This window comes from Pseudomonas sp. BNK-30, from assembly GCF_047456185.1.
GTDB lineage: Bacteria > Pseudomonadota > Gammaproteobacteria > Pseudomonadales > Pseudomonadaceae > Aquipseudomonas > Aquipseudomonas putida_E.
Genome location: NZ_CP179904.1, coordinates 3,239,373 through 3,263,782, shown reverse-complemented (window position 1 = coordinate 3,263,782; position 24,410 = coordinate 3,239,373). Strand labels below are relative to the sequence as shown.

Below are 24,410 nucleotides of genomic sequence, written 5' to 3'. Positions count from 1 at the left end.
TTATGCGGGACGTATGCTTGACATCCCTTAGAACCCTAAGACCAGACAAGGACAGTAAACTAGATGCGCACCCAGACAGAGCGCCGACCTCAACGTGATGAGATAGATCTTCTGGATTTGCTCCAAGGACTTTGGCGTCAAGGAGGGCTGATTGTAGCGATTGCATTGCTCATCACTGCGGTATCCGCAGTTTATGCATTTGTAGCCAAGCCCTTGTACGAGGCAAAGGCGCAGTTGGTGCCGCCCACTGATAGTGAAATTGCAGAGTTGAACTACGGTCGTACCCAGGCTGCGGAGCTTAAGCCGTTTACTGTGGACCAAGTTTACAATGTCTTCCTTCTGCACCTGCAGGGTGACACGCTGCGTCGTCAATTCTACGAAGAGGTCTATGTACCATCCCTCGGAGGAGCTGGTAGCAAAAAGGGAGAAGCGTCCTATTCCAGATTTTCCAGCACGTTGATTATCACCGAGCCAAAGGATAATGGTGCGCGTCGAGCTTCTGTGGCGATTCAGCATCCAGACCCAGCAATTGCTGCGGCATGGGTGCGGGATTACATCCAGCGCGCAGCACTTTCCGCCCGACAAGAGGTCGTCAGCAGCGCGACCAAAGAAGCCCAGGTAAGGTCTCATAACCTGGCTCAGCAGATCGAAAACGCGCGCAAGGATGGTGCGCGTACCCGAGAAGACAAAATTGCACGTCTCAGCGAGGCATTGAGGATTGCAAACGCGATCGGGCTCGAGAACCCTCCACTTATCAACAGCGATCTTTCAAAGGAGGTGTCATCCCGTATGGATGGTGAGCTTACCTACATGAGGGGTGTCAAGGCACTGAGTGCTGAGATTGAGAACCTTCAAAACCGAGCCTCCAATGATCCGTTCATCGACAATCTCCGCCAGCTGCAGGTGCGGCAGCGTTTCTACGACGACCTAAATGCTCAGCCGCGGGAAGTTGAGGTCTATCGACTTGACGGTGTAATTGACCAGCCTGAATTTCCCGTTAAACCAAGAAAAGGGTTGATCATTGCGGTAGGGCTTCTTGTCGGATTGATGCTTGGGTCACTGGTTGCGCTTGTTAGGGAGTTTCGTCGGAATGGCCTATTAAAAGCACAGGTGTAAGAGGTAGTGAGTGGCGCAGGCGTAAAAAACCTGTTATTTCAATACGAAAAGGTTCTAATTAGAAGTCGCGCGAGTTTCTTGCCGGTGGTGGCATATTGCCGGGGTGCCCAATTGATTCTGGTCGCCAAGCCCATACTAGCGTGCTGCTGATTCTGATGATTTGTTGAGCAAGTTTTTTGTCAAAGGGTCGAGATGAAATTAACCCAAACGAACATTCCGGAAGTTGTAATTATTGAGCCCTCTGTGTTTGAGGATGAGCGTGGCTGGTTCATGGAATCATTCAACGAACCACGTTTTCACAGCGAGCTAGGAAAGCTCGGGTTGCCTCGGCCTCGGGCTTTTGTTCAGGACAACCACTCCTATTCCAGTAAAGGCGTACTGCGCGGCTTGCACTGCCAGCGTGATCCTCATGCGCAAGGCAAACTGGTCCGTGTCGTCAAGGGTGCTGCATTCGACGTCGCTGTAGACGTGCGCCCTGGTTCACCCACCGCAGGTCAGTGGGTGGGCGTCGAATTGACTGAACACAACATGAAAATGCTATGGATTCCCGAAGGCTTTGCGCACGGTTTCGTGGCACTCGAGGACGACACGCATTTCCTGTACAAGACAACCGATATCTACAACAAGGCGTCGGAAGTGAGCGTCCATTGGGATGACCCCGATTTAGCGATTGAATGGCCGCTGCGTGATCAACTGATCATTAGTGAGAAAGACCATCAAGCACCTTCTTATGCCGAGATGATGGTCGATGCCTCGTCGCTGGATGAGCAGTATCGCGATGAGTTGATTGATTTCAAGGTAATGGGCGATGAGCGCGGAACGTTGGTGGCGCTACAAGGTTGCGATAATGTTCCGTTTTCGATCAGGAGAGCCTATTACCTGACGAACACCCAGCCGGGTGTATCGCGTGGTTTTCATGCGCATCGTCAATTGCAACAAATGGCAGTTTGCGTTTCGGGCCGATGCCGGATGGTGATGGATGACGGTGTGCAGCGGACCGAGTTCTGGCTTGAACGGTTCGACCAGGGCATTTTGATTCCACCTATGATTTGGCACGAAATGCATGATTTCAGTGAGGATTGTGTTTTGCTGGTCCTCGCTGACGCTTATTATGATGAAGCCGACTATATTCGTGACTATTCCCAGTTTATTGAGGTGATTGGTCTTGCCTAAAATTCACCCGTTAGCGGATGTGCAGAGCACGGTTATTGGCGAGCAGACACGCGTTTGGCAATATGTCGTCATTCTTGATGGGGCCGTCATTGGGCGTAACTGTAATATTTGTGCTCATGCGCTTGTCGAGGGCGGGGTAATTATTGGCGACAATGTGACTGTTAAATCTGGTGTTTTCCTGTGGGAAGGCACTGTCGTGGAGGATGATGTATTCATCGGGCCGAATGCGACATTTACTAATGATCCATTGCCACGCTCCAAAATGTATCCGGAGCAATTTAAAGGTATAACGCTGCGGAAGGGTTGCAGTATCGGCGCAAATGCGACGCTGCTACCCGGTGTGACTGTAGGCGAACGCGCCATGGTGGGTGCAGGGGCAGTGGTGACAAAGGATGTTCCACCGTTTGCTGTCGTGATTGGTAACCCGGCGAAAATTATAAGAGTGATGGATAACAATGCTTAAATTTCTCGATCTTCAAGCCATAAATGCGCAATATCGCGAGGAGCTCATCGCCGCCTGTGCCCAGGTCATCGATTCTGGCTGGTACGTTATGGGGGATCAACTCAAGAAGTTCGAGACGGACTTTGCTGCCTATTGTGGCGTCAGGCATTGTGTGGGGGTTGCCAATGGTCTAGATGCCCTGATCCTTACTCTGCGAGCTTGGAAGTTACTCGGTAAGCTTCAAGAGGGCGATGAGATAATCGTGCCGGCGAATACGTACATCGCTAGCATTTTGGCCATTACTGAGAACAGGCTGGTACCGGTCTTGGTTGAGCCTGAAGAGAGCTCCTACAACCTGAACCCTGCTCTCGTAGAGCGCGCCATAACTCCTAGCACACGGGCGATCTTGCCAGTTCATCTCTATGGCCGCATGGCAAACATGCCTGCCATCATGGAAATTGCCCGCAAGCACCAGCTGCTTGTATTGGAAGATTCGGCGCAGTCCCACGGCGCGGCCATTTCCGATGTGAAATGCGGTAGCTGGGGTGATGCCTCCGGTTTCAGCTTCTACCCGGGCAAGAATCTGGGGGCTCTGGGTGATGCCGGTGCGGTAACGACCAATGATGATGATTTGGCTCAGACCCTACGCACGCTTCGGAACTACGGTTCCCAACAGAAGTACTTGAACATCCATCAAGGCGTGAATAGCCGGCTGGACGAGTTGCAGGCAGCCATGCTGTCGGTGAAGTTGAAATACCTTGATGCCGAAACGCGAGCGCGTCAGGCAATCGCCAAACGCTATTTGAGTGAAATTAATTCGTCTCATCTCCTGCTTCCAGAAGCGGGTGCTAAGGGTGAGCACGTTTGGCACCTATTCGTCGTCCGCTGTAAAGACAGGGACGATTTCCAGCGCTATTTGAATGGCGCCGGCGTTCAGAGCCTCATTCACTATCCTACCCCGCCACATCAACAGCAGGCATATCCACAGCTCAACGCGTTGAGCCTTGAGCTTACGGAGGCAATGCATCGGGAGGTGGTTAGTTTGCCAATAGGGCCGACTCTCAGCTCGAATGAAATCGAGCATGTGGTTCGTGTCTGCAACGAGTACGTCCCCACGCAGGCGAAGTGAATCATGTCGATGATTCGCACCAGCCTGCTGAATGGGATCGCGGTTGTTGTTAAAATGCTGACCCTGCTGGGCTTGAACAAGATTCTGGCTATTTACGTGGGGCCGGTGGGGTATGCTGCGATTGGCCAGCTGCAGAATGCAGTTCAAATAATAACGACTGTTTCCAGTGGGGCGATCAACTCGGGAGTGGTGAAATATACCGCCGAGTACAAGGGTGACCGTGTCAAGGAGGCAACGCTTTGGAAAACGGCGGGCACCCTCACAGCATTGGCAAGTGTGGGGCTCGCTGTCATCATGGCGCTCTTGAATGTGCAGTTATCCCAATTATTTTTCGGTCATGAAAACTTGGGCGCTGTGTTTTTATGGTTTGCAGTTGGTGTTATTTTCTTTTCATATAATGCTTTGTTGCTCGCGATTTTGAATGGCAAGAAAGAGATTGTTGCATATGTGGCAGCTAATATAGCGGGAAGTCTTTTGTCATTTTTTGCGACGGTGATGCTGACAACCCATTTTGGCCTGTACGGCGCGCTCGTTGCCCTAGTCACATATCAGTCTTTCAGTTTTCTCGTGACGGTTTTTATTATCGCCAGAAAAGGCTGGTTCAATTGGGGGTACCTATTAGGCAAAATCGATGCTGTCGTTGCAAAAAACCTGGGCCGCTTCGCGCTGATGGCGTTGACCTCAGCCCTATGTATACCGCTGGGGCAGATTCTGATCCGGCATCACCTGATCCAGGTTTTTGGAGGTGAGGCGGCAGGTTACTGGGAGGCGATGACACGCTTGAGCAGTGCCTACCTGCTCATGATCACCACCACCCTCGGTGTTTACTATTTACCGAGGTTATCAGAACTCGATACAGGGCAAGCTATCCGACGTGAAATTCTGAACGGCTACAAAGTCATTGTGCCGATAACCATCCTGGGGTGTGGGTGTGTTTATCTCCTGAGGGATATTGTGGTCCACCTACTGTTTACCCGAGACTTTGCCCCGATGCAGGTACTGTTCGCAGGGCAACTGGTAGGTGATACCTTGAAAATCATCAGTTGGATCATTGCATATGTGATGCTGAGCAAGGCGATGCTCAGGCTGTATGTTGTTACTGAGGTGTGCTCCTGTGTGCTGTTATATGGCCTCACGCTTTCACTGACGCATTATCTCGGTTTAGAGGGAGCCGCTTGGGCGTACGCCTTGAACTACTTGATATACGGAGCCGTCATGTACTTCTTTGTTTATCGGCGGCTCGAAGATCATTCCAGCTCAGCACAAGGACTACCCTCATGAAGCAAATTCTGGCTGAGTTAGCGCAGAGCATTATCGCCGAGCCCTCACTGGAGCATGCGCTAGAGCTGGCTCAACACTATGGCAACCTTTGCTGGACGATGAACGTCGGTATCTACGATAATCCGGCGCTGGAGCAGGAACTGGCTAAGCGGCTTAAGGCCGAATCGGGCCCCTTCAAAATGGCGAGCTTCGAGGGCCGTGATACGCTTCATGTCGTCAGTGAGCCCTATCTGACGGGAGGGCATACACGCTTGATGGAGAAGCTGGCGGGTATGCATGATGTGCTGCCAGACTTAATGATCACTCGGCCTACTCATGGCGATGTTGCCGGTAAAGTCGCGAGCTACTTCTCCCAGACTTACAGGGCAGATGCTGTTACCGCGTATATAGAGCGCGTCCGGTATATGGTCAGTGTAATGGCCTCCTACGAGCGTGTGGTACTGCATATCCATCCGGATGACATCACCACGGTAGTAGCCAGTATTTTAGCCAAGGAGCTGTCTGGCACGTGTATCTACTTGGTGAACCATGCAGATCACACGTTTACATTCGGTTCAGCCGCCGCCGACGTCTATTTCGAACTCAGCAGCTATGGGCGCAGGGTCGATCAGGAAAAAAATATTAGCGGATGCAAAAGCTTTCTAGGCATCCCTGTAAAAATGCCTGCCGTTGGTTTGGCGGAGGGCGAAGCAATGGAGCGCGCAAAAGGAGATCTTCTGTTCCTCTCCGCTGGCTCTGACACTAAGTTCAAACCCAGGCGTGGCGCTGATCTCAGACCGCTCATCAGAGCGCTTTTGAATGAGTTTCCCGCTGCACGATTCGTTGTCATTGGCCCCAACTTGCTGCGAAATGTTTGGTGGTGGCCGATGAAGATCCGTTTCGCTGGTCGGCTCAAGTTGATGCGGCATTTACCTTTTGATGAGTATACGCAGGTGGCGCGCAAGGCTAGTTTCTTTGTCGACAGCCACCCATTTCCCGGGGGAACTGCCTTTGCCGAGCAGCTTTTGGCAGGGCAACGATGCGTAGGGCTGGTATCTCCTTTCCAAGGATACTCACCTGCAGACAAGGTCAAATCAGTAGATCCGGCAGGTGTGATCAACAGGGTTGCGAACTATCAGATCCCTACTGCTGTGATCGAACAGGTCGTTTGCGTCAATGGATATGAGCATGTGAAAAAACGTTACCTGGATTGTCTTTACAAACGTCGCTATTCGGCCAACCTGCTCGATGAATATTGTCAGTGGACGGGAGATATATGCTTCATGCAGGCTGACGAAGGCGCTCGTAATGTAGATGTGTCGGCGAAGGCTTTCCTGGGTATCGCCAGGCTGGCACCGGTGAGTGCACGTGCCGTATTCTTGCGTTTGCAGACAAACAAAAAAATCAAGCTGATGGCTAAGCTATTGTTGCAGGAAGGCAGGCGCTTGGTGTTGGGTAAGGGTTGGTGAGTGCGTCCATGAACACACCAAGGCTGTCGTATTCGCTGTTTTTTTTGTACTGTTTGTGCAGTATTTTGTTTCCTGTTTTCATATTTAATAAGTTGCTGTACGTTCCTTTGATAGTGTCTTCATTGTTGTTTGCGCTGATGGGGCCGGTAAGGACGGTTTCGCCGTTTGTGGTTTTTGGCATTTTTCTGTACGGTTTTTTGCTGTCGTTTTTCAATCAGAGCGATTTTGCATTGTCCAAGCAGATGTTGCTAGGTTGCACGACGTTATTTTTTATTTACTACATCGTTCATGAAAATATCGATATGACAGCCATCGTGAAGTCCGTGGGTGTTATATTCGCCGCATTTATGTGCGGAATGTCGTTGCTTGTGATGCTATCGCCTGGCTCTGCGGCGGGTGCAGAAGTTTTGAACTTCTACACTTCCCATGAGCTCGGGTTTTATGGTGTGCGCCAGTTTGGCGGCTTGCAGATGTTCATGCTGCACCACCGGTCATCGCCTTTTCTGCTTGTGCCACTCTCGCTGTTCTTTTTATCCTTTATGGCGGGGAGGAGGCGCGATGCAGTTTGGATATCGCTGATCGTATTGTGTATATTTTTTTCCGCATCGCGTGCATTGATGCTTATGGCAGTCCTAACGATGCTAGCTCTGTTCTTGTATAGAAGCTCATGGCTCGTGCGCATGGCGGTTTTTTCAACGCTGGTGCCCGCTGTCCTCGGTTGCCTTGCCTATCTGTGGATGTTTACCAGTATGTTCAGCCCTGCTGAAACATCGAATAGTATTAAGCTTGGCCATCTTATCTCGTTCTATGATTCGATTGACGTAACGACCCTGCTGTTGGGGAATGGAAGCGGGAGCTACTTCTTTACTTCAGGCTATGATCGTTGGGTTGCGCAGACAGAGATTACCTGGATGGATTCTGTTCGCTTCTTCGGCGCGCCGCTATCGATCGTGTTGCTCGGTGCAATTATTTTTCCGAATGGGACGCTTTTTTTCAGGCATTGGCGGCAGGTCAGTGCGCGCACGATCATCGTCATTTATTTGTTCATGTCATTTAGTAATCCAGTGCTATTCAACTCCTTTGGCTTCATCGTCGTGTTATGGTACTGGAGCCAGGCATTGTTGGTCGAAGACGAGCAGTGGGAAAACTACCAAGAAAAAAGGATTGTAAATGAGTAGGATAGGGGCGGTCGTCGTTAGTTATCATCCGGATGTGGAGGTTCTGGATGATTTGTTGCGGTCGTTACTACGGCAGGTTGAGTTGCTCATCTTGGTAGATAACGGAGGCGGGGAGACGTTTCTTACAACGGATGCTGTTGCTCGGCAGAGCATAAATTACATAGCGCTCGGTGCAAACCTCGGTTTGGGTGCGGCGCTGAATAAGGCGTTTGCCGTTGCTGCCGAAAAAGGCTTGGACTTCCTCGTTACATTCGATCAGGACAGCCATGCGAACGCAGACCTTATCGCAAATTTGCATCAGAGCATGCAGTGCGCGCTTTCAAAAGACCCCAAATGTATTGCCGTAGGCCCACATTTCTTCGATCGACGAGAAGGCGAAAAGATTCCATTCCCCTTCTACGTCTCAGACAGCGGCAAGATCGCGCCTGCTTTCTCCACCACGTCCACAGATGGATTGCTGCGGGTAGACACACTGATTACCTCAGGTATGCTGGTGTCTGTACCTGCGTGGGTAGGCGGAATGAAATACGACGAAGGTATGTTTGTTGACTATACCGATACCGAATGGTGTTTCCGTGCAAGAAGTTGTGGCCACACCCTATATGGTTGCCTGGCCGTTGAAATGGGGCATGCCTTGTCGGATGCTCCACCCGTAAAATTCATGGGTTTGAGTTTTTTTGAGTATTCGCCCGTGCGGCGCTATTTTTATTTCAGAAACACCATGGCCGTGATCAGAATGAAACATACTCCCGCGGCCTGGAAAAAACGCCTTGCCCAAGGGCTGCTACTACGTTTCTTTGTCAACATCATCATCGATAAGCAGCGTTTCAAATCCGTCGGTATGATGATTCGTGGTGTATCTCACGGTCTAGCTGGCAAGCTGGGAGGTCTGCGATGAATGACGGCGTTCCGCGGGTATTGGTATTGCTTGCAGCTTACAATGGGCGAGCGTGGATCACTGAACAGATCGAATCCATCCTTCAGCAAGCTGGAGTGGATATCCGGATTGCGATAAGTGTTGACGCTTCAACAGATGGCACTGAGACGCTCGCCTCTGAATGGGCACTGCGTGATACTCGAGTTTTTTGTCTGCCCTATGGCAAACGCTTCGGTGGCGCAGCCCCGAATTTTTTTCGTCTTCTAGTCGATACGAATCTGGAAGGCTATGATTATGTGGCGTTCGCTGATCAAGACGATATCTGGTTGCCTAATAAATTGAGGCGGGCACATGAGTTGCTTGCAACTGGGGAATACAGCGCTTATTCGTCGGATGTATTAGCATTCTGGCCAAACGGTAAAGAACAGGTCATCAGAAAGTCTCAGCGCGAGGTGGCTTACGATTATTTGTTCGAAGCGGCGGGGCCGGGGTGTACGTATGTTTTTACAAGCCCTTTGGCAAATGTCATCAAGCAAAATATCGTGCGACACCAAAATAGAATAGGTGATGTGTCGCTACATGACTGGTTCTGCTACGCCTTCGCCAGAGCCAATGGTTATCGCTGGTATATCGACGACCAGCTGCATATGCGCTACCGGCAGCACGCGCACAATCAGGTTGGTGTCAACACCGGACTGTCTGCATTTAACAAGCGACTCCGGCAAGTGTTTGATGGCTGGTGGCTACGTCAGGCGAGTCTGATCGCTCAACTGATCGGAATGGAAAACCATCGATTTGTACGCTCCTGGAGTACCGGCAAGCGCTCGGCACTTTTCCGCCTTGCACTTAGGTGCGGTGAATGTCGTCGCCGCCCCAGAGACAAGATTGCATTTGCCGTTTTGTGTGTGGGGTTGGCAATAAAAGGAGTTAATAAATGAAGCGGTCACTGCTGATCACCGGAGCCAACGGCTTTGTAGGGACTGCCTTAATGCAGCGCCTGAGCCTCGAGAGCCGGTTTCGTACAGTAGGGCTGGTGAGGCGTGCCCCCCGGATTCCGGTCACCGATACCCACTATGAAGTAGCTGTTGACCCTTTGACGGCGTGCCCTTCATCAGTGCTGGAGGGCACAGATACAGTCATCCACCTTGCCTCTCGTGTCCATGTGATGCAGGAACGCATTGCCGACCCTCTTGCCGAATTCAGGCGCATCAACGTGAACGGCACGCTCGAGTTGGCTCGTGCTGCTGCACAGGCCGGTGTGCGTCGGTTCATCTTTGTCAGTTCGATCAAAGTCAACGGCGAAGGCACTGATGGCGGCCGCGCTTATACGGCCGACGACGATGCTAGGCCGGCGGACCCCTACGGCATCTCCAAACGAGAGGCCGAAGAAGCGCTGACAGCTTTGGCTGCAAAGTCGAACATGGAAGTGGTTATCGTGCGTCCCGTTCTGGTCTACGGCCCGGGTGTGAAAGCCAACTTCCGCAGCATGATGAGTTGGCTTAGCAAGGGCGTGCCCTTGCCGTTTGGCGCCATTCACAACAAGCGCAGTCTGGTTGCCCTGGAAAATCTGGTCGATCTGTTGGTCACTTGCATCGACCATCCGGCAGCCGCCAATCAGACGTTCCTCGCCAGCGATGGCGAGGACCTCTCTACCACCGAGCTGTTGGTCCGTCTTGGTGCAGCGCTTGGCAAACCGGCAAGGCTGATACCGGTGCCTGCCGCACTAATCAAGGGCGCTGCACGGCTCGCTGGCAAGGGCGCTTTGTCCCAACGCCTGTGCGGTTCATTACAGGTGGATATCAGCAAGACCCGCGCCTTGCTAGGCTGGGAGCCGCCGCTTGGGGTCGACCAAGCGCTCAAGGCAACTGCTGACAACTTCTTGAAAGAGCAAAAAAAATGATCGGATGGTGGTTGATTCCCTTGGCAGCAAGCATTTCGTTGCTTCTGACTGCACTGCTCCGGCGCTACGCTCTGAACAAACAGATCATCGATGTGCCAAATGCCCGAAGCTCCCACACCATACCCACCCCGCGTGGGGGTGGTGTCGCCATCGTGCTGACATTCCTTGCTTGCCTGCCAGTTCTCGGCCTGTTCGGATGGGCGTCGCCCCGTGCTCTGGTGGCTATCGGTGGCGCCGGGGCGTTGGTCGCCGTTATTGGCTTCATGGATGACCACGGACACATCGCTGCGCGCTGGCGTCTGCTGGGCCATTTCGCAGGTGCGTCTTGGCTGCTGATTTGGCTCGGTGGGCTAGCGCCTCTGCAAATGTTCGGTTTTACCCTGAACCTGCAATGGTTTAGCTATATCGTGGCAGCTTTCTACTCTGTCTGGATGCTAAACCTCTACAACTTCATGGATGGCATTGACGGAATTGCCAGTGTCGAGGCGATCACCGCGTGCGTTGGCATGGCCGTGCTTGCGGCGTTGGCGGGTGTACCGGATCTCATGGCATTGCCATTGCTCCTTGCCGCAGCCACAGCCGGTTTTCTGTTCTGGAATTTCCCTCCCGCCAAAATATTCATGGGGGATGCAGGTAGCGGTTTTCTCGGTATCGTGCTGGCAGGTTTGTCCCTGCAGGCCGCCTGGCTATCGCCTCCGCTATTTTGGGCATGGCTGATACTGCTGGGTGTATTCGTGGTCGATGCCACCTTCACCCTGATCCGGCGCTTGGTCCGTGGTGACAAGGTTTACGAAGCGCACCGCAGCCATGCCTATCAGTTTGCCTCCCGCCACTACGGTAAGCACTTGCCAGTTACCTTAGCCGTGACGGCCCTCAATGTGTTGTGGCTGCTGCCTGTGGCATTGTGCGTGGTGCTACTGGGCCTGGATGGCGCGGTGGGACTGGTGATTGCGTATGTGCCGTTGGTGCTGCTGGCTGTACGCTGGCGTGCCGGTGGGCTTGAACACTAGCTAAAGTGATAAGGATGAGGGCTGTACGCGTGTCAGTCTGGAACGACTTCAGAGGTGTTATGGATAAGCTGCGCACAAGATTGCTGGGATTGCCTCGTCGCCATAAGCGACTGATTCAGGTTACTACGGACGTCGTTCTGGTCTGGTTTGCGCTGTGGTTGGCATTTGTCGTGCGCCTGGGAATCGATGATCTGGCGAACCCGGTGCTCGATCACACCTGGCTATTCGCCTGCGCTCCGGTGGTGGCAATTCCCCTGTTCATCCGGTTCGGCATGTATCGTGCCGTGATGCGCTATTTCGGCAATGATGCGCTGATTGCGATCATCAAGGCTGTCACCCTGTCGGCATTGATTCTCGGGTTCATCATCTACTGGGCAAGCAATCATCAGAATGTGGTGCCGCGCTCTATCACCTTCAACTATTGGTGGCTAAGCCTAATTCTGGTCGGGGGGCTGCGCCTGGCCATGCGCCAGTACTTCTTGGGCGATTGGTTCGCTACTGCAGTGCAGCATGTTCCATTTGCCAACCGTGATGATGGTTTGCCTCGCGTAGCCATCTATGGCGCCGGCTCGGCGGGTAACCAGCTCGTTGCCGCACTGCGCATGGGTAAGGCCATGCGCCCGGTGGCGTTCATAGATGACGACGTCAGCATCTCTGACCGGGTGATTGCGGGACTGCAGGTGTATCCACCCGAGCAGCTGCAACAGATGATCGACGCTACAGGCGCGCAGGAAATTCTCCTAGCCTTGCCCTCTGTAAGCAGAAGCCGTCGGCGCGAGATACTCAATTTGCTCGAAGGTTATCCGCTGCACGTGCGAAGCGTGCCTGGATTCATGGACCTGGCCAGCGGCCGGGTCAAGGTGGACGACATCCAAGAGGTGGATATCGCCGACCTGCTCGGCCGCGATGCGGTGCCTGCCCAAAATGACCTGCTGGAACGCTGCATTGTCGAGCAGACGGTGATGGTGACTGGTGCCGGCGGCTCAATCGGCTCGGAACTGTGCCGGCAGATCCTGGGGCAGGCGCCTCGGACCTTGCTGCTGTTCGAGCACAGCGAGTTCAACCTCTATAGTATTGCCAGGGAGCTCGAGCAACGTATCGTCCGCGAAGGGCTGGCGGTGCAGTTGCTGCCGATTTTAGGTTCGGTTCGCGACCAGGCGAAGATGCTCGACATCATGCGCGCATGGCAGGTGGACACTGTTTACCACGCCGCCGCCTACAAGCATGTGCCGATGGTCGAGCACAATATCGCCGAGGGCGTGTTGAACAATGTCATCGGCACCTTGCATACCGCCCAAGCGGCCCTGCAGGCCGGTGTCGCGAACTTCGTGCTGATTTCCACCGACAAGGCGGTGCGCCCGACCAACGTCATGGGCAGTACCAAGCGCCTTGCCGAGATGGTCCTTCAGGCCTTGAGCCGCGAACTAGCACCAGTGTTGATGGGCGACTCAGGCAACGTTTCGCAGGTCAACAAGACCCGCTTCACTATGGTGCGTTTCGGTAATGTCCTGGGTTCCTCCGGGTCGGTGATCCCATTGTTCCATGCGCAGATCAAGGCTGGTGGTCCACTGACTGTGACGCACCCGAAGATCACCCGCTACTTCATGACCATTCCCGAGGCCGCCTTGCTGGTTATCCAGGCGGGCTCGATGGGGCAGGGCGGGGATGTGTTCGTGCTGGACATGGGCGAACCGGTCAAGATTGTCGAGCTGGCAGAAAAGATGATTCATCTTTCTGGTTTCAGCATCCGCTCCGAGCGCAACCCACACGGGGACATCGCCATCGAGTTCACCGGCCTGCGGCCAGGTGAAAAACTCTATGAAGAGCTCTTGATTGGCGAAAATGTTATGGCTACCCGGCATCCGATGATCATGAGTGCCAATGAGGACTATCTGCCATGGGACGTGCTGAAGCAGCGTCTCGATGCGCTGCTAGCGGCGATTGCCGCCGATGATTTCAAGACTGTCCGTCAGTTGTTGCGCGATACCGTGAGTGGGTATACGCCAGGTGGAGAGATCGTCGACTGGTTGTACCAGCGTCGTCGCCACGAGCCCTGAGGGCTGCTCGATTATCAATATTTAAGGAAGCGCCGTCTCTCGCCAGGCGGTGCATGTGATATGAACTTCAAACCTCGCCGGGTTTGAATGTGTGCCATGGGAAGAACTGAAAAATGACTATTTTGGTAACAGGTGGTGCTGGTTTTATCGGTGCAAACTTCGTTCTGGATTGGCTTGCCGGCTCCAGCGAAACCGTGGTGAACCTCGACAAGCTCACCTACGCAGGCAATCTGCAGACTCTAAGCAGCCTGCAAGGCGACCAGCGCCATGTCTTCGTGCACGGCGACATCGGTGACTCCGAATTGGTGGCGCGCCTGCTCCAAGAGCACCAGCCACGCGCCATCGTCAACTTCGCCGCAGAGTCTCACGTCGATCGTTCGATTCACGGCCCCGAAGATTTCATCGAAACCAACATCGTCGGCACCTTCCGCCTGCTCGAATCCGTGCGTGCATACTGGGGCGGCCTGAGCTCCCAAGCGCGTCAGGCGTTTCGCTTCCTGCACGTGTCCACTGACGAGGTCTATGGTTCGCTGGCCGCAGATGAGCCGGCGTTCACCGAGACCCACCAGTACCAGCCGAACAGTCCTTACTCGGCGAGCAAGGCAGCCAGTGACCATCTGGTGCGCTCCTACCACCACACTTACGGCCTCCCCGTGCTGACCACGAACTGCTCTAACAACTACGGGCCGTTCCACTTTCCTGAGAAGCTGATCCCGTTGATGATCGTCAACGCCCTGGCCGGAAAGGCGTTGCCGGTTTATGGCGATGGTCAGCAGATCCGCGACTGGCTGTACGTCAAGGACCACTGCAGTGCCATCCGCCGAGTGCTCGAAGCTGGGCAGCTGGGGGAGGTGTACAACGTCGGCGGCTGGAACGAAAAGCCGAACCTGGAGATCGTCAACCGCGTCTGCGCGCTGCTGGACGAGCTGCGCCCACGTAACGACGGTAAGGCGTACGCCGAGCAGATCACCTACGTCACCGACCGCCCAGGGCATGACCGACGCTATGCCATCGATGCACGCAAGCTTGAGCGCGAGCTGGGTTGGAAGCCTGCCGAAACCTTTGAGACCGGCATCCGCAAGACTGTAGAGTGGTATCTGGCGAACGCGGAGTGGGTAGAGAACGTGCAGTCCGGCAACTACCGCGACTGGGTCGAGAAAAACTACGCCGGTCGTTCGGTATGAAGATTCTCCTTCTGGGCAAAGATGGCCAGGTGGGCTGGGAGCTGCAGCGCAGCCTTGCCCCGCTGGGGCAGTTGCTAGCGCTCAGTTCCAGAAGCCAGGATTACTGTGGTGACCTGGCGAATCTGCAAGGCCTGGCAGCCACCGTTCTAGCCTTTGCGCCGGATGTGATCGTGAACGCCGCCGCCTACACTGCCGTGGACAAGGCCGAGTCCGAGCGCGAGCAAGCCTTCAAGGTCAATGCCGAGTCGGTGGGCGTACTGGCTCAAGCGGCCAAGGAGAGTGGTGCATTGCTGGTGCATTATTCAACCGACTATGTCTTCCCTGGGCAGGGCGTTCAGCCTTGGCGCGAGGACGACGCGGTCGGCCCGCTGAATACCTATGGCGAAAGCAAGCTGGCAGGCGAGCAGGCGATTCAGGCTACCGGTTGTGCCCATCTGATCTTCCGCACCTGCTGGGTTTACGCTGCACGTGGCAACAATTTCGCCCGCACCATGCTGCGCTTGGCGTCGGAGCGGGAAACCCTCGGCGTCATCGATGATCAGTACGGTGCACCAACCGGCGCTGAACTGATCGCCGACGTAACCGCCCACACTATCCTCGCCGCTCGCCGCAACCCACAGCTCAATGGCCTGTACCATCTGGCGGCAGGAGGCGAGACCACGTGGTGCGGTTATGCCCGTTTTGTGCTGGAGCAGGCGGCAGGTCTTGGCGTGCAGCTGAAGGTTTCGAGTGATCAGGTCCGGGCTATCGGTACAGATGCCTATCCCACGCCGGCCAAACGGCCAGCCAACTCGCGTCTTGATACAAATAAATTGCAGCAGGCATTCGCATTGAAATTGCCCGATTGGCGACAAGGTGTCGCCCGAATGCTGATGGAAATCCAGGGGAAATAACAATATGAAACGTAAAGGCATCATTCTCGCAGGCGGCTCCGGTACCCGCCTGCATCCAGCGACGCTGGCGATTTCCAAGCAATTGCTGCCGGTGTATGACAAGCCGATGATTTACTACCCGCTGACCACGCTGATGCTGGCTGGCATTCGGGACATATTGATCATATCCACGCCTCAGGATACGCCGCGGTTCGAGCAATTGTTGGGCGATGGTCATCAATGGGGCATCAATATTACGTATGCGGTGCAGGCCTCCCCTGATGGTCTGGCCCAAGCATTCCTGATCGGTGAAGAATTCATCGGCAACGACTTGTCGGCGTTGGTGCTGGGCGACAATATCTATTACGGCCACGACTTCCAGAACTTGCTGCTTAGCGCGATGGGACGTGGCGAAGGTGCCAGCGTCTTTGCCTATCACGTGCACGACCCAGAGCGCTATGGCGTTGTGGAATTCGATGCTCAGGGTAAGGCCATCAGCCTTGAAGAGAAGCCGGCCAAGCCGAAATCCAGCTATGCCGTGACCGGCCTGTACTTCTATGACAAGGACGTGGTCGAGATCGCCAAGGGCATCAAGCCCTCGGCGCGTGGTGAGTTGGAGATCACCGATCTCAATCGTGTCTATCTTGAGCAGGGCCGATTGTCGGTGGAAATCATGGGGCGCGGTTATGCGTGGCTGGACACTGGTACTCACGACTCGCTGCTGGAGGCCAGTGGTTACATCGCCACTATCGAGCGCCGCCAAGGCCTGAAAGTAGCCTGCCCGGAAGAGGTTTCGTTCCGTCAGGGTTGGATTGAGGCGCAGCAATTGGAGAGGCTGGCAGCGCCACTTGCCAAGAATGGCTATGGTCAATATCTCAAGCGATTGCTGCAAGATAAGATTTATTGAACTTGACGCCCGTCTTACCAGTATGGCGTGTTGGAAAGGCGGGCATTGGTCGATGGCTATTGGCTTGGTCTTGTGTCCGCGCGGGGTGCCTGCAAAGTGAACTTTTCCATGGCAGGCTGGCAGGCTTTATCGACTCCCTGGCGACCTAGCAAAACTGCAGAGAAACGGTTCGCCAGTCTGATGGCCATGTTGTCCACTTTGAGATAAAACAAGTATGAAGCAATCAATGTAATGAACAGAGTTGAGGCTAATGTCAGGAACATTGATATCACGCCCATGCCTATGTGCTTGGTAAATAATTGCCCCATGATGACAAGGGCGAAGGTGTGCAGTAGATAGACGGAGAATGAAAGCTTTCCGAGCCACTTCATAGGCGTGCTGTCTAATACTGAGAAGATTTTCTGTGAGTTAAGGACGCTCAGGAGAATGATCAGCCCCCCCGCAGCCGGTACGATCAGCATCCAATAAGGTTGATAGCCGGTGTAGGCAGACAAAGCCCGCGTGGCGCTATTGATTGACACGTAGGAGCCGCTTGCAGGATGGAACCCCGCAAGATAAAGACCCAACACAAGCCCACTCAGGCTTATGAGGGTTTTTACAATGTTATTGCGAGCTTGCTCAAAACGAAACGTGATCAGCATGGAACCGACGAAAAATAGGGATGTGTACATCGCGATCTTGTTTGGCGACGCGGAGAGCACCAGAAAGGTGCATACGCAAAACGCCCGGTAAATCGCCTTGTTGGTACCAAACAGTGCAAAAGCCGCAAAGATTGCAAAAGAGCCAATGAGCTCAATTTGAATTGTCCACAGTACATAGTTGTATCGACTGTCGCCAAGTGCCAATGCACCGTAGATCGCATCACGAAAAGCGGTTGCCCAGCTCGCATTGAACAGGTAAGGGGTCGACAGCACAGGTGCTGGTGAGACCTCTGTGGCTTCGTAGAGGCCCAACTTCATGAGCGCGCAGCCGAGGAGTACGGAGGCGGCTACAGGAATACCCAACCGAATGTAGCGTTTGATCGCCGCGTTGCGAATAGCATCCAGAACGTCTCCATGTTTGGAGATACTGTATGTCAGCACAAGCCCGCTGAGGATGAAGAACATGGAAACGGAAAAACCACCGCGATAGAAAAATGAGAATGGGCTTTCGAACCACTCGATTCCGTCGAGTGGGCGGCCTGCCGTTCGCTGTCCCAAATGCATCGCTGGGTAATACCAGAACAAAACATGGGAGAACACCACGATGATGGCAGCAAGCCCGCGAATGCCATCCAGCTTTGATAGACTTGCCCTCTGGAGCCCGTTGGTCATTTGTTATTTCGATCCTTTGTATATTGGCCGATTGAGCTGTCTGAGATTTGAAATGTGGGAGCGTAGGGCAGCGTGATCGAAGTGCCGGTCACTGTATTTGTAGATAAGTACCCCAGGTATAACTACCCTTCACTGACGAAATTTGCTGCTAGCAAGTCGGGCTATGTATTTAGGCGATATCTGCAGAACGTCCTTGGCCATCTCTTTCTTGATAGTGCGCCGCGAGAACTGTTCGACAAACTCAAGGCGAGAGGTCTTCTGTAGTTTCAATCGATGGAACGCTTCGATGGCGCCATTGACGTCGCAAGGGCAAAATAGTGCGGAATTTTTGATCCGCTTCTTTGCAAATCGGCTTGCATATCCGGACAAACCACCCCAGATCGGCTTGTCAGTGGCCGCGTACTCGAACAATTTCGACGGCAGTACTCTGCGGAAGGCTCTTAGGTTGTTCAAATGCAGAAACAGGACATCGGCATCCTGATAAATTCGAAGCAACTGGTCCCTTTTCATTGGCGCGGATAGCCTTACATTGTCGACCTGAGCACGTTCAAGCGCTGTCTTCAGGCTGTCCAGTGCACCACCGCCACCGATCACGTGAAACTCTACCTTGTCAGCCAAGCGCTTGGCGAGCTCTGGAAGAATAAGATGCAGGCCTTGGCCCATACCGATATTGCCTGCATACACTACTTGCAGGCGTGATGCGTATTTCACATCGGCGCGTAGTTCAATGAGCGGCGCTGGCTCGAGGAAAAGGTCATCGACGCCATTTGTGTAGAGCGTGAAACGTCGTCCTGGGTAGCGAGTGTTAAAGTAAGGCAAAAAGCCCGGCGATATCAAGTTGACCCGCGCCGCCCGGCCGATGGTCCAGCGTTCGATAGGAGAGAATAACCAGGCCGCCAGTCGCCCCCAGCGTGATGGCAGCAGATCACGCAATGTGTCGACGAAAATGTCACGTATGTCCAGATAGAGCCCGCTACCATTGCGTTGCGCGATGAGTGCACCAAGGGATGCTGTCATCAATCTTGAGGATGTGGCGAAGATCAGGTCGTACTGTTTTTTTCGTGTCAGTCTGAGGGCATTGATGGCGAAGCATAGAAAGGCTCGCGACTGATCCCTTATGCCACTGCGGTGGACGGGTACGTCCACTCGCCGTACCGTTAGCAGTGGGGAGCGCTCAACACTGATCGCATTGGCGGTGAATGAGTGGTAGCGGTTGGGCTTAGTCGTGACGACCTCAATATCCACATGCTGTCCCAGTTCAGCACGTAAGGCCTTTACCATCGCCTCGGCGCGGAACGATCCGGCGGAAAGGTCCGGCGGGTAGTAGAAACTCAGCAGGAGAACCCGTGTAGTCATGGCCTGGCCTGCCCAGTGGAAGGCGCCGAAGATAATATCTGGCGGTAAAGATCCACCAGGCGTGATTCCTGTTCTTCCCAGTTCAGTGTGCCTGCAGTGATGCGTGCGTTACCTGCATAAAATGCGCGCAGCTCAGGATCGGCAACCAGTTTGTTTAGGGCTAGGGCTAGGTTGGTAGCATCGTTGGCTGGTACCAGAAGGCCGACATCCTGGCCACGCACGATGCGGCGTATCTCCGGGAAGTCGCTGGCCACCACCGGCAATCCGGCAATCAGGTATTCAAACAACTTGTTGGAGTCGGTGGTGTAGTGGTTCAGGCAGGTGTTTTCGATCGGCTGAACACCGATGTCCGCCGAGGCCGTATAAGTCGGTAACTCCGCAAGGGCGACAGTGGGAATGAAGTGCACCCGCTCCTGCAGCCCCAACTGTTCCGTGAGCTGGATCAAGCCCTGAGTAAGCCGCCCACCGCCGATTAAGACGAAGTAGGCGTCAGGTACGTCTGCTGCAGTGCGCACGAGCTTCTCCAGTCCACGGCCTTGTTGCAGGCCCCCCTGGTATACAATGATCGGCCAGGGCGCTGTAAGCCCGAGTTCCTCGCGGATTCGGTTGGAGGCTTGGCAACGCGTCAGCCGCGGGCGATTTTGCAGTACTATCGGGCGTGCGACGCCGTAGGCGCGGGCAAAATATTTCGCCCTTGCATCTGTGGTGGTGATGCTGCCGTCGGCTTTGGGCATCAGTTTTTTCTCGACCATGCCTACTAGGCGCCGGAAGCTGTCATAACCTTCGCGACTGGTACTGATTTCATGCGCGTCATATACCAGGCGAGCACAGCCAAGTCGGGCAGCCAGCCAGGCAGTAGGGAGCGTGTTCACATCGTGTGAATGGACAACGTTGGGGCGGTAGCGAACCATGTGCCAAAGCAAGGCGCTGTGAGTCCATGCGCGTGCGGCCAGGCGCAACAACTGGTGCTTGAGGCTGAGCTTGCCAATCGGGCCTTGGGCGTTGTTGGGCTTGGTAGCGCTGAAAACCGCAGCTTTCCCTTTGCGCCATTTCCAGAGGGGGCTGCGCGCCACACGGAAGACTTCTATGCCCGCTGGCAGGCGTTCCTGCTGCCGAGTCATGCCAGGGGTGTGCAAGGCAAAGACTCGAACCTGATAGCCTGCGTTTTGCAGGGTCTGGGCTTCCTTGAGCACACGTGCATCATTGAGAAACTCGTTCCAGACGATCATGGCGATTTTTTTCATTGAACGGATTCCCGCCTACTTTCTGGAGGTTGATCGATATCGGCTGCATCGAGAATGTCATTGAGCATCTTCAATGCTGCGGGATAGTCCTTGCGCAGCAGGAAGCGTTCGAAGCTGTACATTAAGGCCGCCAGCAACACATCGTTGGTCGCTACGCTGGCCATGCTGTGACGAATGCCTCGGGCCGACTCCACCGCTTCACGCAACCGCTGCCGTTCACCGACGGGCCAGTTGCAGCCCACCGCTTCGATGCGCCAACTGCTCCAGTGGCTCAGATGAAATACCTGCGAGGACGAAATCAGGAGTGCCTCGTTTGTAATGTCCAACGATACGATTTGCCGTGGTAGCGCACCCAATGTCTGGATGATCGCCGGTAGTAAAGCCAGCAGCCGTTCGACTTTATCTGCGTCCTCTGGGCTGGAGCAGGCATAGCGCAGCGGTTCAATAGCCGAAGATTGCAGTCGCTGTTCGAGGAAAGGGCGGGTGCGGCTGAAGCGCAGCAGCAGGTCGGCTGCAGGTTCGCAATGCAACAACTGCCGATTGATGGCAACCACGCCGTCGCCGATCTGGCGACGTATTAGCTTTTTATGGCCATCCAGGCGGTACAGATGGCAAGCGATACCCTGCAGATGATGGTGGCCGAGCCACTCCGGTGAAGGCAGTTGCGGTTGGTGTTCAAGCACCAGGCGCTCTTGCTCGGCCAAGGTTGCAATGTTGTTACCAAACAACTTGGCCAAGTACTCGTCTGGGCCCTCTGCGCCTTTCAACTCGATTCGGAATGCATAGACGTCCACGGCATCGAGTTGATGCCAGTGAACCTGCAGCCCATGGCTCGCATCGATGCCTGCCTGCTCCATGAGAGCAAGGGCCCAGGTTTCTCGGCTCTCGGGGCTGAGCAGGCACTCGAGTTGATGATTGTTTTGAGGTTGTTCCAGCAGTGGCTTTGAGTGGAAAAACATTGCGTTGATTTGGCGATGCTGCATGCGCAGGCCGACGATGTCCTGCACCATGCCGGTCAGACGTTGCAACGCCTGACGCATGACCAATACAGCAATCACCATGTGGAAAATTCGTTGGTGGGGGAAGTACAGGAAGTCCGCCACCAGGCAGAAGAAACTCAGTAGAAAACCCGTCGCCGACAAGGCATTGAGAATGTTGCCGTGGTTTTGTTGAAACTGTGCCTGGGCCCTCAGGCTGACATTGTAGAGCGCGATGCAGACCAGTGTAGCCAGCAGGGTGTAGGCAGAGACAATAATCAGCAAGCTGGGGTAGATAATCAGCAAGACCATAGCGCTGATGCTGACGAATAATGCGGCCGCCATGGCTCGGGTAAAGCGGGTGTAGGCTTGCGTCGCGGTTTTTTCCTGATTTTCGAAAAGGTTGAGCTTGGCACTGCGCTGCAATAGGGTGCGTGCACCTCGACGGCTGCAGTAGGCAATCAGCAACTCACTCAGCAGGTACAGCACATAACATACAGCTGCGGCCGAACTGAGCGAGACGATCAAATGGTTCTTCTTCAATGCCTGCAAAGCACTCGGGAAGTAATTCGGTATCTTTTCCGACCCTAATAAAATGATGACTTTAAGCGGCAGGAAAAAGGCGAGCAACAGGAATATCTGACTCGCCAGGGTTGTTACCTGAACGGTAAGTGTCGCGACAGGCACAACCCGCAGCAGCTTGATGCCCAAAGACAGGCACCAGCCAAGCGTCGCTCTGATGTGATGTTGAAGTTTCATCGGCGGATGATTCGTTCAAAAGTGTGAGTCGACGCTTGGCAAATCATTTTTCCTGCCAATACAGCGTTGCAACCGTTTCAGTTTTGGCGTCCCGGTTTAGCATTGTGTAGATGCCGCCCACGACGGGTAAGTCCTTCTTGTAGTACTGGACCTTGTACTGATTGTTGGCATTGCTGATCACTTTTCGCGTGTAACCTGCTTTTTGCATGTGCATGTACACATCGTTTTCGGCCATTTTGTCCATGGACGGGTAGCTGAACTCGTGCATGCTTAGCTTCCCGGCACTGTTGGGTTTGGCATACGACTTCAGATGCGAGCCGTTTAGCAGTAGGCTTGAGCCGTCGGATAGTTGCAGCTTGCCTTTGGCCTGTGCAGCCTGGGCGCTTTCTTGAGTGGCTTCGCCTGCGTGCTGGTCACAGCCCGCGAGGGCCAGCAAGGCAACGAATGCAGCAGTTTGGATTTTCATGGTTCGCATGTTCCCGTAGATCAACTCATGATTCTTGCAAGCAGTTGCTTGGCAACGGTTTTGTAGTAGGTGCTGTCGTAGTGATAAGGGCAGAAAGCCCATTTGTGATCGCCGCCGGCAACCAAGCCCGCTTCCAGGCCCCCAATTTGTTCCACCGCAGTGGCAGAATCCTCGAGCGTAGCGAGCATCGGGTCGATGATAGAGTTGTTCAGCTCGATGAGGCGTTCGAATTCACCTCCTTTGAAGCTTTCGAGCGTGTTATTCGCCTTGTATTGGTATGCCCATACCGCTTTGTGCACGAAAATATTGGGACAGATACTTCCAACTTTGTCCAGGAATGCGGGCAATGCCCACGCGCGAAGCTGCTGGATTTCGGGGCTCCAAGGGCGTTTGATTTCATGCGTGATGTTTTTGCGCTCAAATGCCTTGAGCAGCGGCCCACTCGCCGACATTAGCGAGCTCTGGTGTTGAACGATACCAATACGTTCGTCGATAAAGTCGATAATGACGATGTCAGGTCGTGACTCCTCAAGCAGTCGCCAGTGGAGTTTGAGTTTGTCCCAATGTGAACGCTTGCCTTCGAAGGAACTTGCATCGATCCCAAGTTTTGGGTCGAAGCATGGGGGTGCCATCCACGAGATGACAGAGGACCTAGCCATGTAAAAGCAGATTTCAAAGGCGTCCAGGGTACTTTTCTGAAACTCGAAAAGGTCCCGGGTTACGCAGGAGCCGAGAATGGCCACGCGGATTTTTTCTTTCAGCGGACCTGCCGGGTTCGGGCGCACGGCAGTACGTTCCAGTCTTGCTTTGCGTGCCATCAAGGCATCAATGCCTGTGTTCGCCTGATCGGTGCCTTTGTTCAGTTCCGCCTTGATCTGATTGCGCACATTACCCAATTTTTCAAGGTATTTATGTGGCATGCCGATAGGCGACTGCTTAAGTAGCGCCGACAGGAAATCCAAGCGCTGTTGGCTGAGTCCAAATGAGCGCAGTTGGCTATCTTTTAAACCAACAGTCTTGTTGGTATCCCCCAGAATCCGGGCGCGGGCACCAAAGAAATACGAATCGCTCAGCGGGTGCTTGGTATAGGTATAGAGAGGCTGTTTCGATTTCAGCAAAATGTGCTTGGCATTGATCTCCTGCTTCTTCAGGGTCTCGACAACCATATGGTGAGCATATTGGGTAATGCTTCGCGTCTTGGTGCCAGGGGTTTTATCGACCAAGGTCAGTGCGAGCGCCAGCGTGTCATAAGTGACAGGACGATAGCAGTCATCAGATGGCAGGAACTCAAGCCCGTTGTGCAGCGAAATCAGCAGCATGTCCTCGGCGTGCTCGTTTGAGCGCGCGTGTTGCTGAATGGTTTCGATGACGTCCTGGTGAATACAGTCATCGTCATCGATACGGGAAGTCAGGACAATGTCTTCATGGCTCTGCGCCAGTAGCTTCGACACTTCCCTATTGGTCAGCGAATAGTCACTGACTTTTTGCGTTCTTGCATTCAGGCCCGACGAGGCAATCGCAGCCTCAAGGCGGGCGTGGTGCAGGACAGGCAGTGCTTCATCAATGAAAATGGTCCACTCGAATGCCTGGTTGCTTTGGTTGGCCAGCGACGGGAAAACCGTATTCGTGAAAATCTCCAGCCGATACGACAGCCACAGTTCATCCTTGATTCCGATGCCAAAGTTGGTGAAAACGTAATGTTTCAAAGACTTGCTCATAGG

The 24,410-nt window shown here is 54.0% G+C and carries 21 protein-coding genes and 1 pseudogene; 16 read left to right on the top strand and 6 right to left on the bottom strand.

The genetic code is table 11. The features are described 5' to 3' along the window. The first annotated feature begins 63 nt into the window (after positions 1-63). The 16 genes and pseudogenes from ACMGGN_RS15185 (at position 64) to rfbA (ending at position 16,574) form a co-directional block, all read left to right on the top strand. Positions 64-1,116 carry an LPS O-antigen chain length determinant protein WzzB gene (locus ACMGGN_RS15185; protein ID WP_119688447.1) on the top strand — a complete coding sequence of 351 codons (1,053 nt, stop codon included), beginning with the start codon at positions 64-66 and terminating at the stop codon, positions 1,114-1,116. Between the two features lie 192 nt (positions 1,117-1,308). After that, positions 1,309-1,848 (top strand): annotated as a pseudogene (rfbC, locus tag ACMGGN_RS15180) (dTDP-4-dehydrorhamnose 3,5-epimerase); the annotation flags it as partial. Between the two features lie 6 nt (positions 1,849-1,854). Next, on the top strand, positions 1,855-2,289 hold the full coding sequence (locus ACMGGN_RS15175; RefSeq protein ID WP_414156839.1) for a sugar 3,4-ketoisomerase: 435 nt from the start codon (positions 1,855-1,857) through the stop codon (positions 2,287-2,289). Beyond that, positions 2,282-2,752, top strand: a complete 471-nt coding sequence (locus ACMGGN_RS15170; RefSeq protein ID WP_119688449.1) for an acyltransferase — start codon at positions 2,282-2,284, stop codon at positions 2,750-2,752. The genes ACMGGN_RS15175 and ACMGGN_RS15170 overlap by 8 nt, the downstream gene beginning before the upstream one ends. After that, complete coding sequence (locus tag ACMGGN_RS15165) at positions 2,745-3,860, top strand: DegT/DnrJ/EryC1/StrS family aminotransferase (RefSeq protein ID WP_237860974.1); 1,116 nt, start codon at positions 2,745-2,747, stop codon at positions 3,858-3,860. The genes ACMGGN_RS15170 and ACMGGN_RS15165 overlap by 8 nt, the downstream gene beginning before the upstream one ends. 3 nt (positions 3,861-3,863) lie before the next feature. Further along, on the top strand, positions 3,864-5,141 hold the full coding sequence (locus ACMGGN_RS15160; protein WP_119688451.1) for an O-antigen translocase: 1,278 nt from the start codon (positions 3,864-3,866) through the stop codon (positions 5,139-5,141). Next, entirely contained in the window at positions 5,138-6,589 is a 1,452-nt protein-coding gene (locus tag ACMGGN_RS15155) for a group 1 glycosyl transferase (RefSeq protein ID WP_119688452.1), read from the top strand. Before ACMGGN_RS15160 ends, ACMGGN_RS15155 begins: the two co-directional genes overlap by 4 nt. Next, complete coding sequence (locus ACMGGN_RS15150) at positions 6,586-7,767, top strand: hypothetical protein (RefSeq protein WP_237860977.1); 1,182 nt, start codon at positions 6,586-6,588, stop codon at positions 7,765-7,767. The genes ACMGGN_RS15155 and ACMGGN_RS15150 overlap by 4 nt, the downstream gene beginning before the upstream one ends. Beyond that, positions 7,760-8,665, top strand: coding sequence for a glycosyltransferase family 2 protein (locus ACMGGN_RS15145; protein ID WP_119688454.1), 906 nt, complete (start codon positions 7,760-7,762; stop codon positions 8,663-8,665). The genes ACMGGN_RS15150 and ACMGGN_RS15145 overlap by 8 nt, the downstream gene beginning before the upstream one ends. Next, positions 8,662-9,582 (top strand): glycosyltransferase, encoded by a 921-nt coding sequence (locus ACMGGN_RS15140; protein WP_119688455.1) that lies wholly within the window; start codon positions 8,662-8,664, stop codon positions 9,580-9,582. Before ACMGGN_RS15145 ends, ACMGGN_RS15140 begins: the two co-directional genes overlap by 4 nt. Continuing rightward, the gene (locus ACMGGN_RS15135) at positions 9,579-10,544 is read left to right on the top strand and encodes a UDP-glucose 4-epimerase family protein (protein WP_119688456.1); all 966 of its coding nucleotides are present in this window, start codon (positions 9,579-9,581) and stop codon (positions 10,542-10,544) included. Before ACMGGN_RS15140 ends, ACMGGN_RS15135 begins: the two co-directional genes overlap by 4 nt. Then, positions 10,541-11,554: an MraY family glycosyltransferase gene (locus ACMGGN_RS15130; protein ID WP_119688457.1), complete on the top strand. Its 1,014-nt coding sequence runs from the start codon at positions 10,541-10,543 to the stop codon at positions 11,552-11,554. The genes ACMGGN_RS15135 and ACMGGN_RS15130 overlap by 4 nt, the downstream gene beginning before the upstream one ends. 59 nt (positions 11,555-11,613) lie before the next feature. Continuing rightward, positions 11,614-13,611, top strand: coding sequence for a polysaccharide biosynthesis protein (locus ACMGGN_RS15125; RefSeq protein WP_119688458.1), 1,998 nt, complete (start codon positions 11,614-11,616; stop codon positions 13,609-13,611). 113 nt (positions 13,612-13,724) lie between these two features. Further along, on the top strand, positions 13,725-14,795 hold the full coding sequence (rfbB, locus tag ACMGGN_RS15120) for a dTDP-glucose 4,6-dehydratase (RefSeq protein ID WP_414156074.1): 1,071 nt from the start codon (positions 13,725-13,727) through the stop codon (positions 14,793-14,795). Continuing rightward, positions 14,792-15,688: a dTDP-4-dehydrorhamnose reductase gene (gene rfbD, locus ACMGGN_RS15115; protein ID WP_119688460.1), complete on the top strand. Its 897-nt coding sequence runs from the start codon at positions 14,792-14,794 to the stop codon at positions 15,686-15,688. Before rfbB ends, rfbD begins: the two co-directional genes overlap by 4 nt. Before the next feature lie 4 nt (positions 15,689-15,692). Next, the gene (gene rfbA, locus ACMGGN_RS15110; protein ID WP_119688461.1) at positions 15,693-16,574 is read left to right on the top strand and encodes a glucose-1-phosphate thymidylyltransferase RfbA; all 882 of its coding nucleotides are present in this window, start codon (positions 15,693-15,695) and stop codon (positions 16,572-16,574) included. 56 nt (positions 16,575-16,630) lie between these two features. Here rfbA and ACMGGN_RS15105 read toward each other — a convergent pair whose 3' ends face one another. The 6 genes from ACMGGN_RS15105 to ACMGGN_RS15080 all read right to left on the bottom strand — a co-directional run bounded on the left by ACMGGN_RS15105 (position 16,631) and on the right by ACMGGN_RS15080 (position 24,407). After that, positions 16,631-17,887, bottom strand: coding sequence for an acyltransferase family protein (locus ACMGGN_RS15105; protein WP_237860980.1), 1,257 nt, complete (start codon positions 17,885-17,887; stop codon positions 16,631-16,633). Positions 17,888-18,016: 129 nt separating this feature from the next. After that, the gene (locus ACMGGN_RS15100) at positions 18,017-19,243 is read right to left on the bottom strand and encodes a glycosyltransferase family 4 protein (protein WP_237860982.1); all 1,227 of its coding nucleotides are present in this window, start codon (positions 19,241-19,243) and stop codon (positions 18,017-18,019) included. Beyond that, entirely contained in the window at positions 19,240-20,487 is a 1,248-nt protein-coding gene (locus tag ACMGGN_RS15095) for a glycosyltransferase family 4 protein (protein WP_237860984.1), read from the bottom strand. Before ACMGGN_RS15095 ends, ACMGGN_RS15100 begins: the two co-directional genes overlap by 4 nt. Then, positions 20,484-22,223: a hypothetical protein gene (locus ACMGGN_RS15090; protein ID WP_147405241.1), complete on the bottom strand. Its 1,740-nt coding sequence runs from the start codon at positions 22,221-22,223 to the stop codon at positions 20,484-20,486. Before ACMGGN_RS15090 ends, ACMGGN_RS15095 begins: the two co-directional genes overlap by 4 nt. Before the next feature lie 43 nt (positions 22,224-22,266). Continuing rightward, positions 22,267-22,689, bottom strand: a complete 423-nt coding sequence (locus ACMGGN_RS15085; protein WP_119688466.1) for a hypothetical protein — start codon at positions 22,687-22,689, stop codon at positions 22,267-22,269. 20 nt (positions 22,690-22,709) lie between these two features. After that, entirely contained in the window at positions 22,710-24,407 is a 1,698-nt protein-coding gene (locus ACMGGN_RS15080; RefSeq protein ID WP_237860986.1) for a DUF6270 domain-containing protein, read from the bottom strand. Positions 24,408-24,410: the final 3 nt, after the last annotated feature.

Bases quoted from the DNA above. Each gene is read 5' to 3' on its own strand.
- ACMGGN_RS15095 (WP_237860984.1), bottom strand. From the start codon at position 20,487: ATGAAAAAAATCGCCATGATCGTCTGGAACGAGTTTCTCAATGATGCA.
- ACMGGN_RS15145 (WP_119688454.1), top strand. From the start codon at position 7,760: ATGAGTAGGATAGGGGCGGTCGTCGTTAGTTATCATCCGGATGTGGAG.
- ACMGGN_RS15130 (WP_119688457.1), top strand. From the start codon at position 10,541: ATGATCGGATGGTGGTTGATTCCCTTGGCAGCAAGCATTTCGTTGCTT.
- rfbA (WP_119688461.1), top strand. From the start codon at position 15,693: ATGAAACGTAAAGGCATCATTCTCGCAGGCGGCTCCGGTACCCGCCTG.
- ACMGGN_RS15155 (WP_119688452.1), top strand. From the start codon at position 5,138: ATGAAGCAAATTCTGGCTGAGTTAGCGCAGAGCATTATCGCCGAGCCC.
- ACMGGN_RS15085 (WP_119688466.1), bottom strand. From the start codon at position 22,689: ATGAAAATCCAAACTGCTGCATTCGTTGCCTTGCTGGCCCTCGCGGGC.
- ACMGGN_RS15080 (WP_237860986.1), bottom strand. From the start codon at position 24,407: ATGAGCAAGTCTTTGAAACATTACGTTTTCACCAACTTTGGCATCGGA.
- ACMGGN_RS15100 (WP_237860982.1), bottom strand. From the start codon at position 19,243: ATGACTACACGGGTTCTCCTGCTGAGTTTCTACTACCCGCCGGACCTT.
- ACMGGN_RS15185 (WP_119688447.1), top strand. From the start codon at position 64: ATGCGCACCCAGACAGAGCGCCGACCTCAACGTGATGAGATAGATCTT.
- rfbB (WP_414156074.1), top strand. From the start codon at position 13,725: ATGACTATTTTGGTAACAGGTGGTGCTGGTTTTATCGGTGCAAACTTC.
- ACMGGN_RS15105 (WP_237860980.1), bottom strand. From the start codon at position 17,887: ATGACCAACGGGCTCCAGAGGGCAAGTCTATCAAAGCTGGATGGCATT.
- ACMGGN_RS15140 (WP_119688455.1), top strand. From the start codon at position 8,662: ATGAATGACGGCGTTCCGCGGGTATTGGTATTGCTTGCAGCTTACAAT.
- ACMGGN_RS15125 (WP_119688458.1), top strand. From the start codon at position 11,614: ATGGATAAGCTGCGCACAAGATTGCTGGGATTGCCTCGTCGCCATAAG.
- ACMGGN_RS15135 (WP_119688456.1), top strand. From the start codon at position 9,579: ATGAAGCGGTCACTGCTGATCACCGGAGCCAACGGCTTTGTAGGGACT.
- ACMGGN_RS15090 (WP_147405241.1), bottom strand. From the start codon at position 22,223: ATGAAACTTCAACATCACATCAGAGCGACGCTTGGCTGGTGCCTGTCT.
- ACMGGN_RS15165 (WP_237860974.1), top strand. From the start codon at position 2,745: ATGCTTAAATTTCTCGATCTTCAAGCCATAAATGCGCAATATCGCGAG.
- rfbD (WP_119688460.1), top strand. From the start codon at position 14,792: ATGAAGATTCTCCTTCTGGGCAAAGATGGCCAGGTGGGCTGGGAGCTG.
- ACMGGN_RS15175 (WP_414156839.1), top strand. From the start codon at position 1,855: ATGATGGTCGATGCCTCGTCGCTGGATGAGCAGTATCGCGATGAGTTG.
- ACMGGN_RS15160 (WP_119688451.1), top strand. From the start codon at position 3,864: ATGTCGATGATTCGCACCAGCCTGCTGAATGGGATCGCGGTTGTTGTT.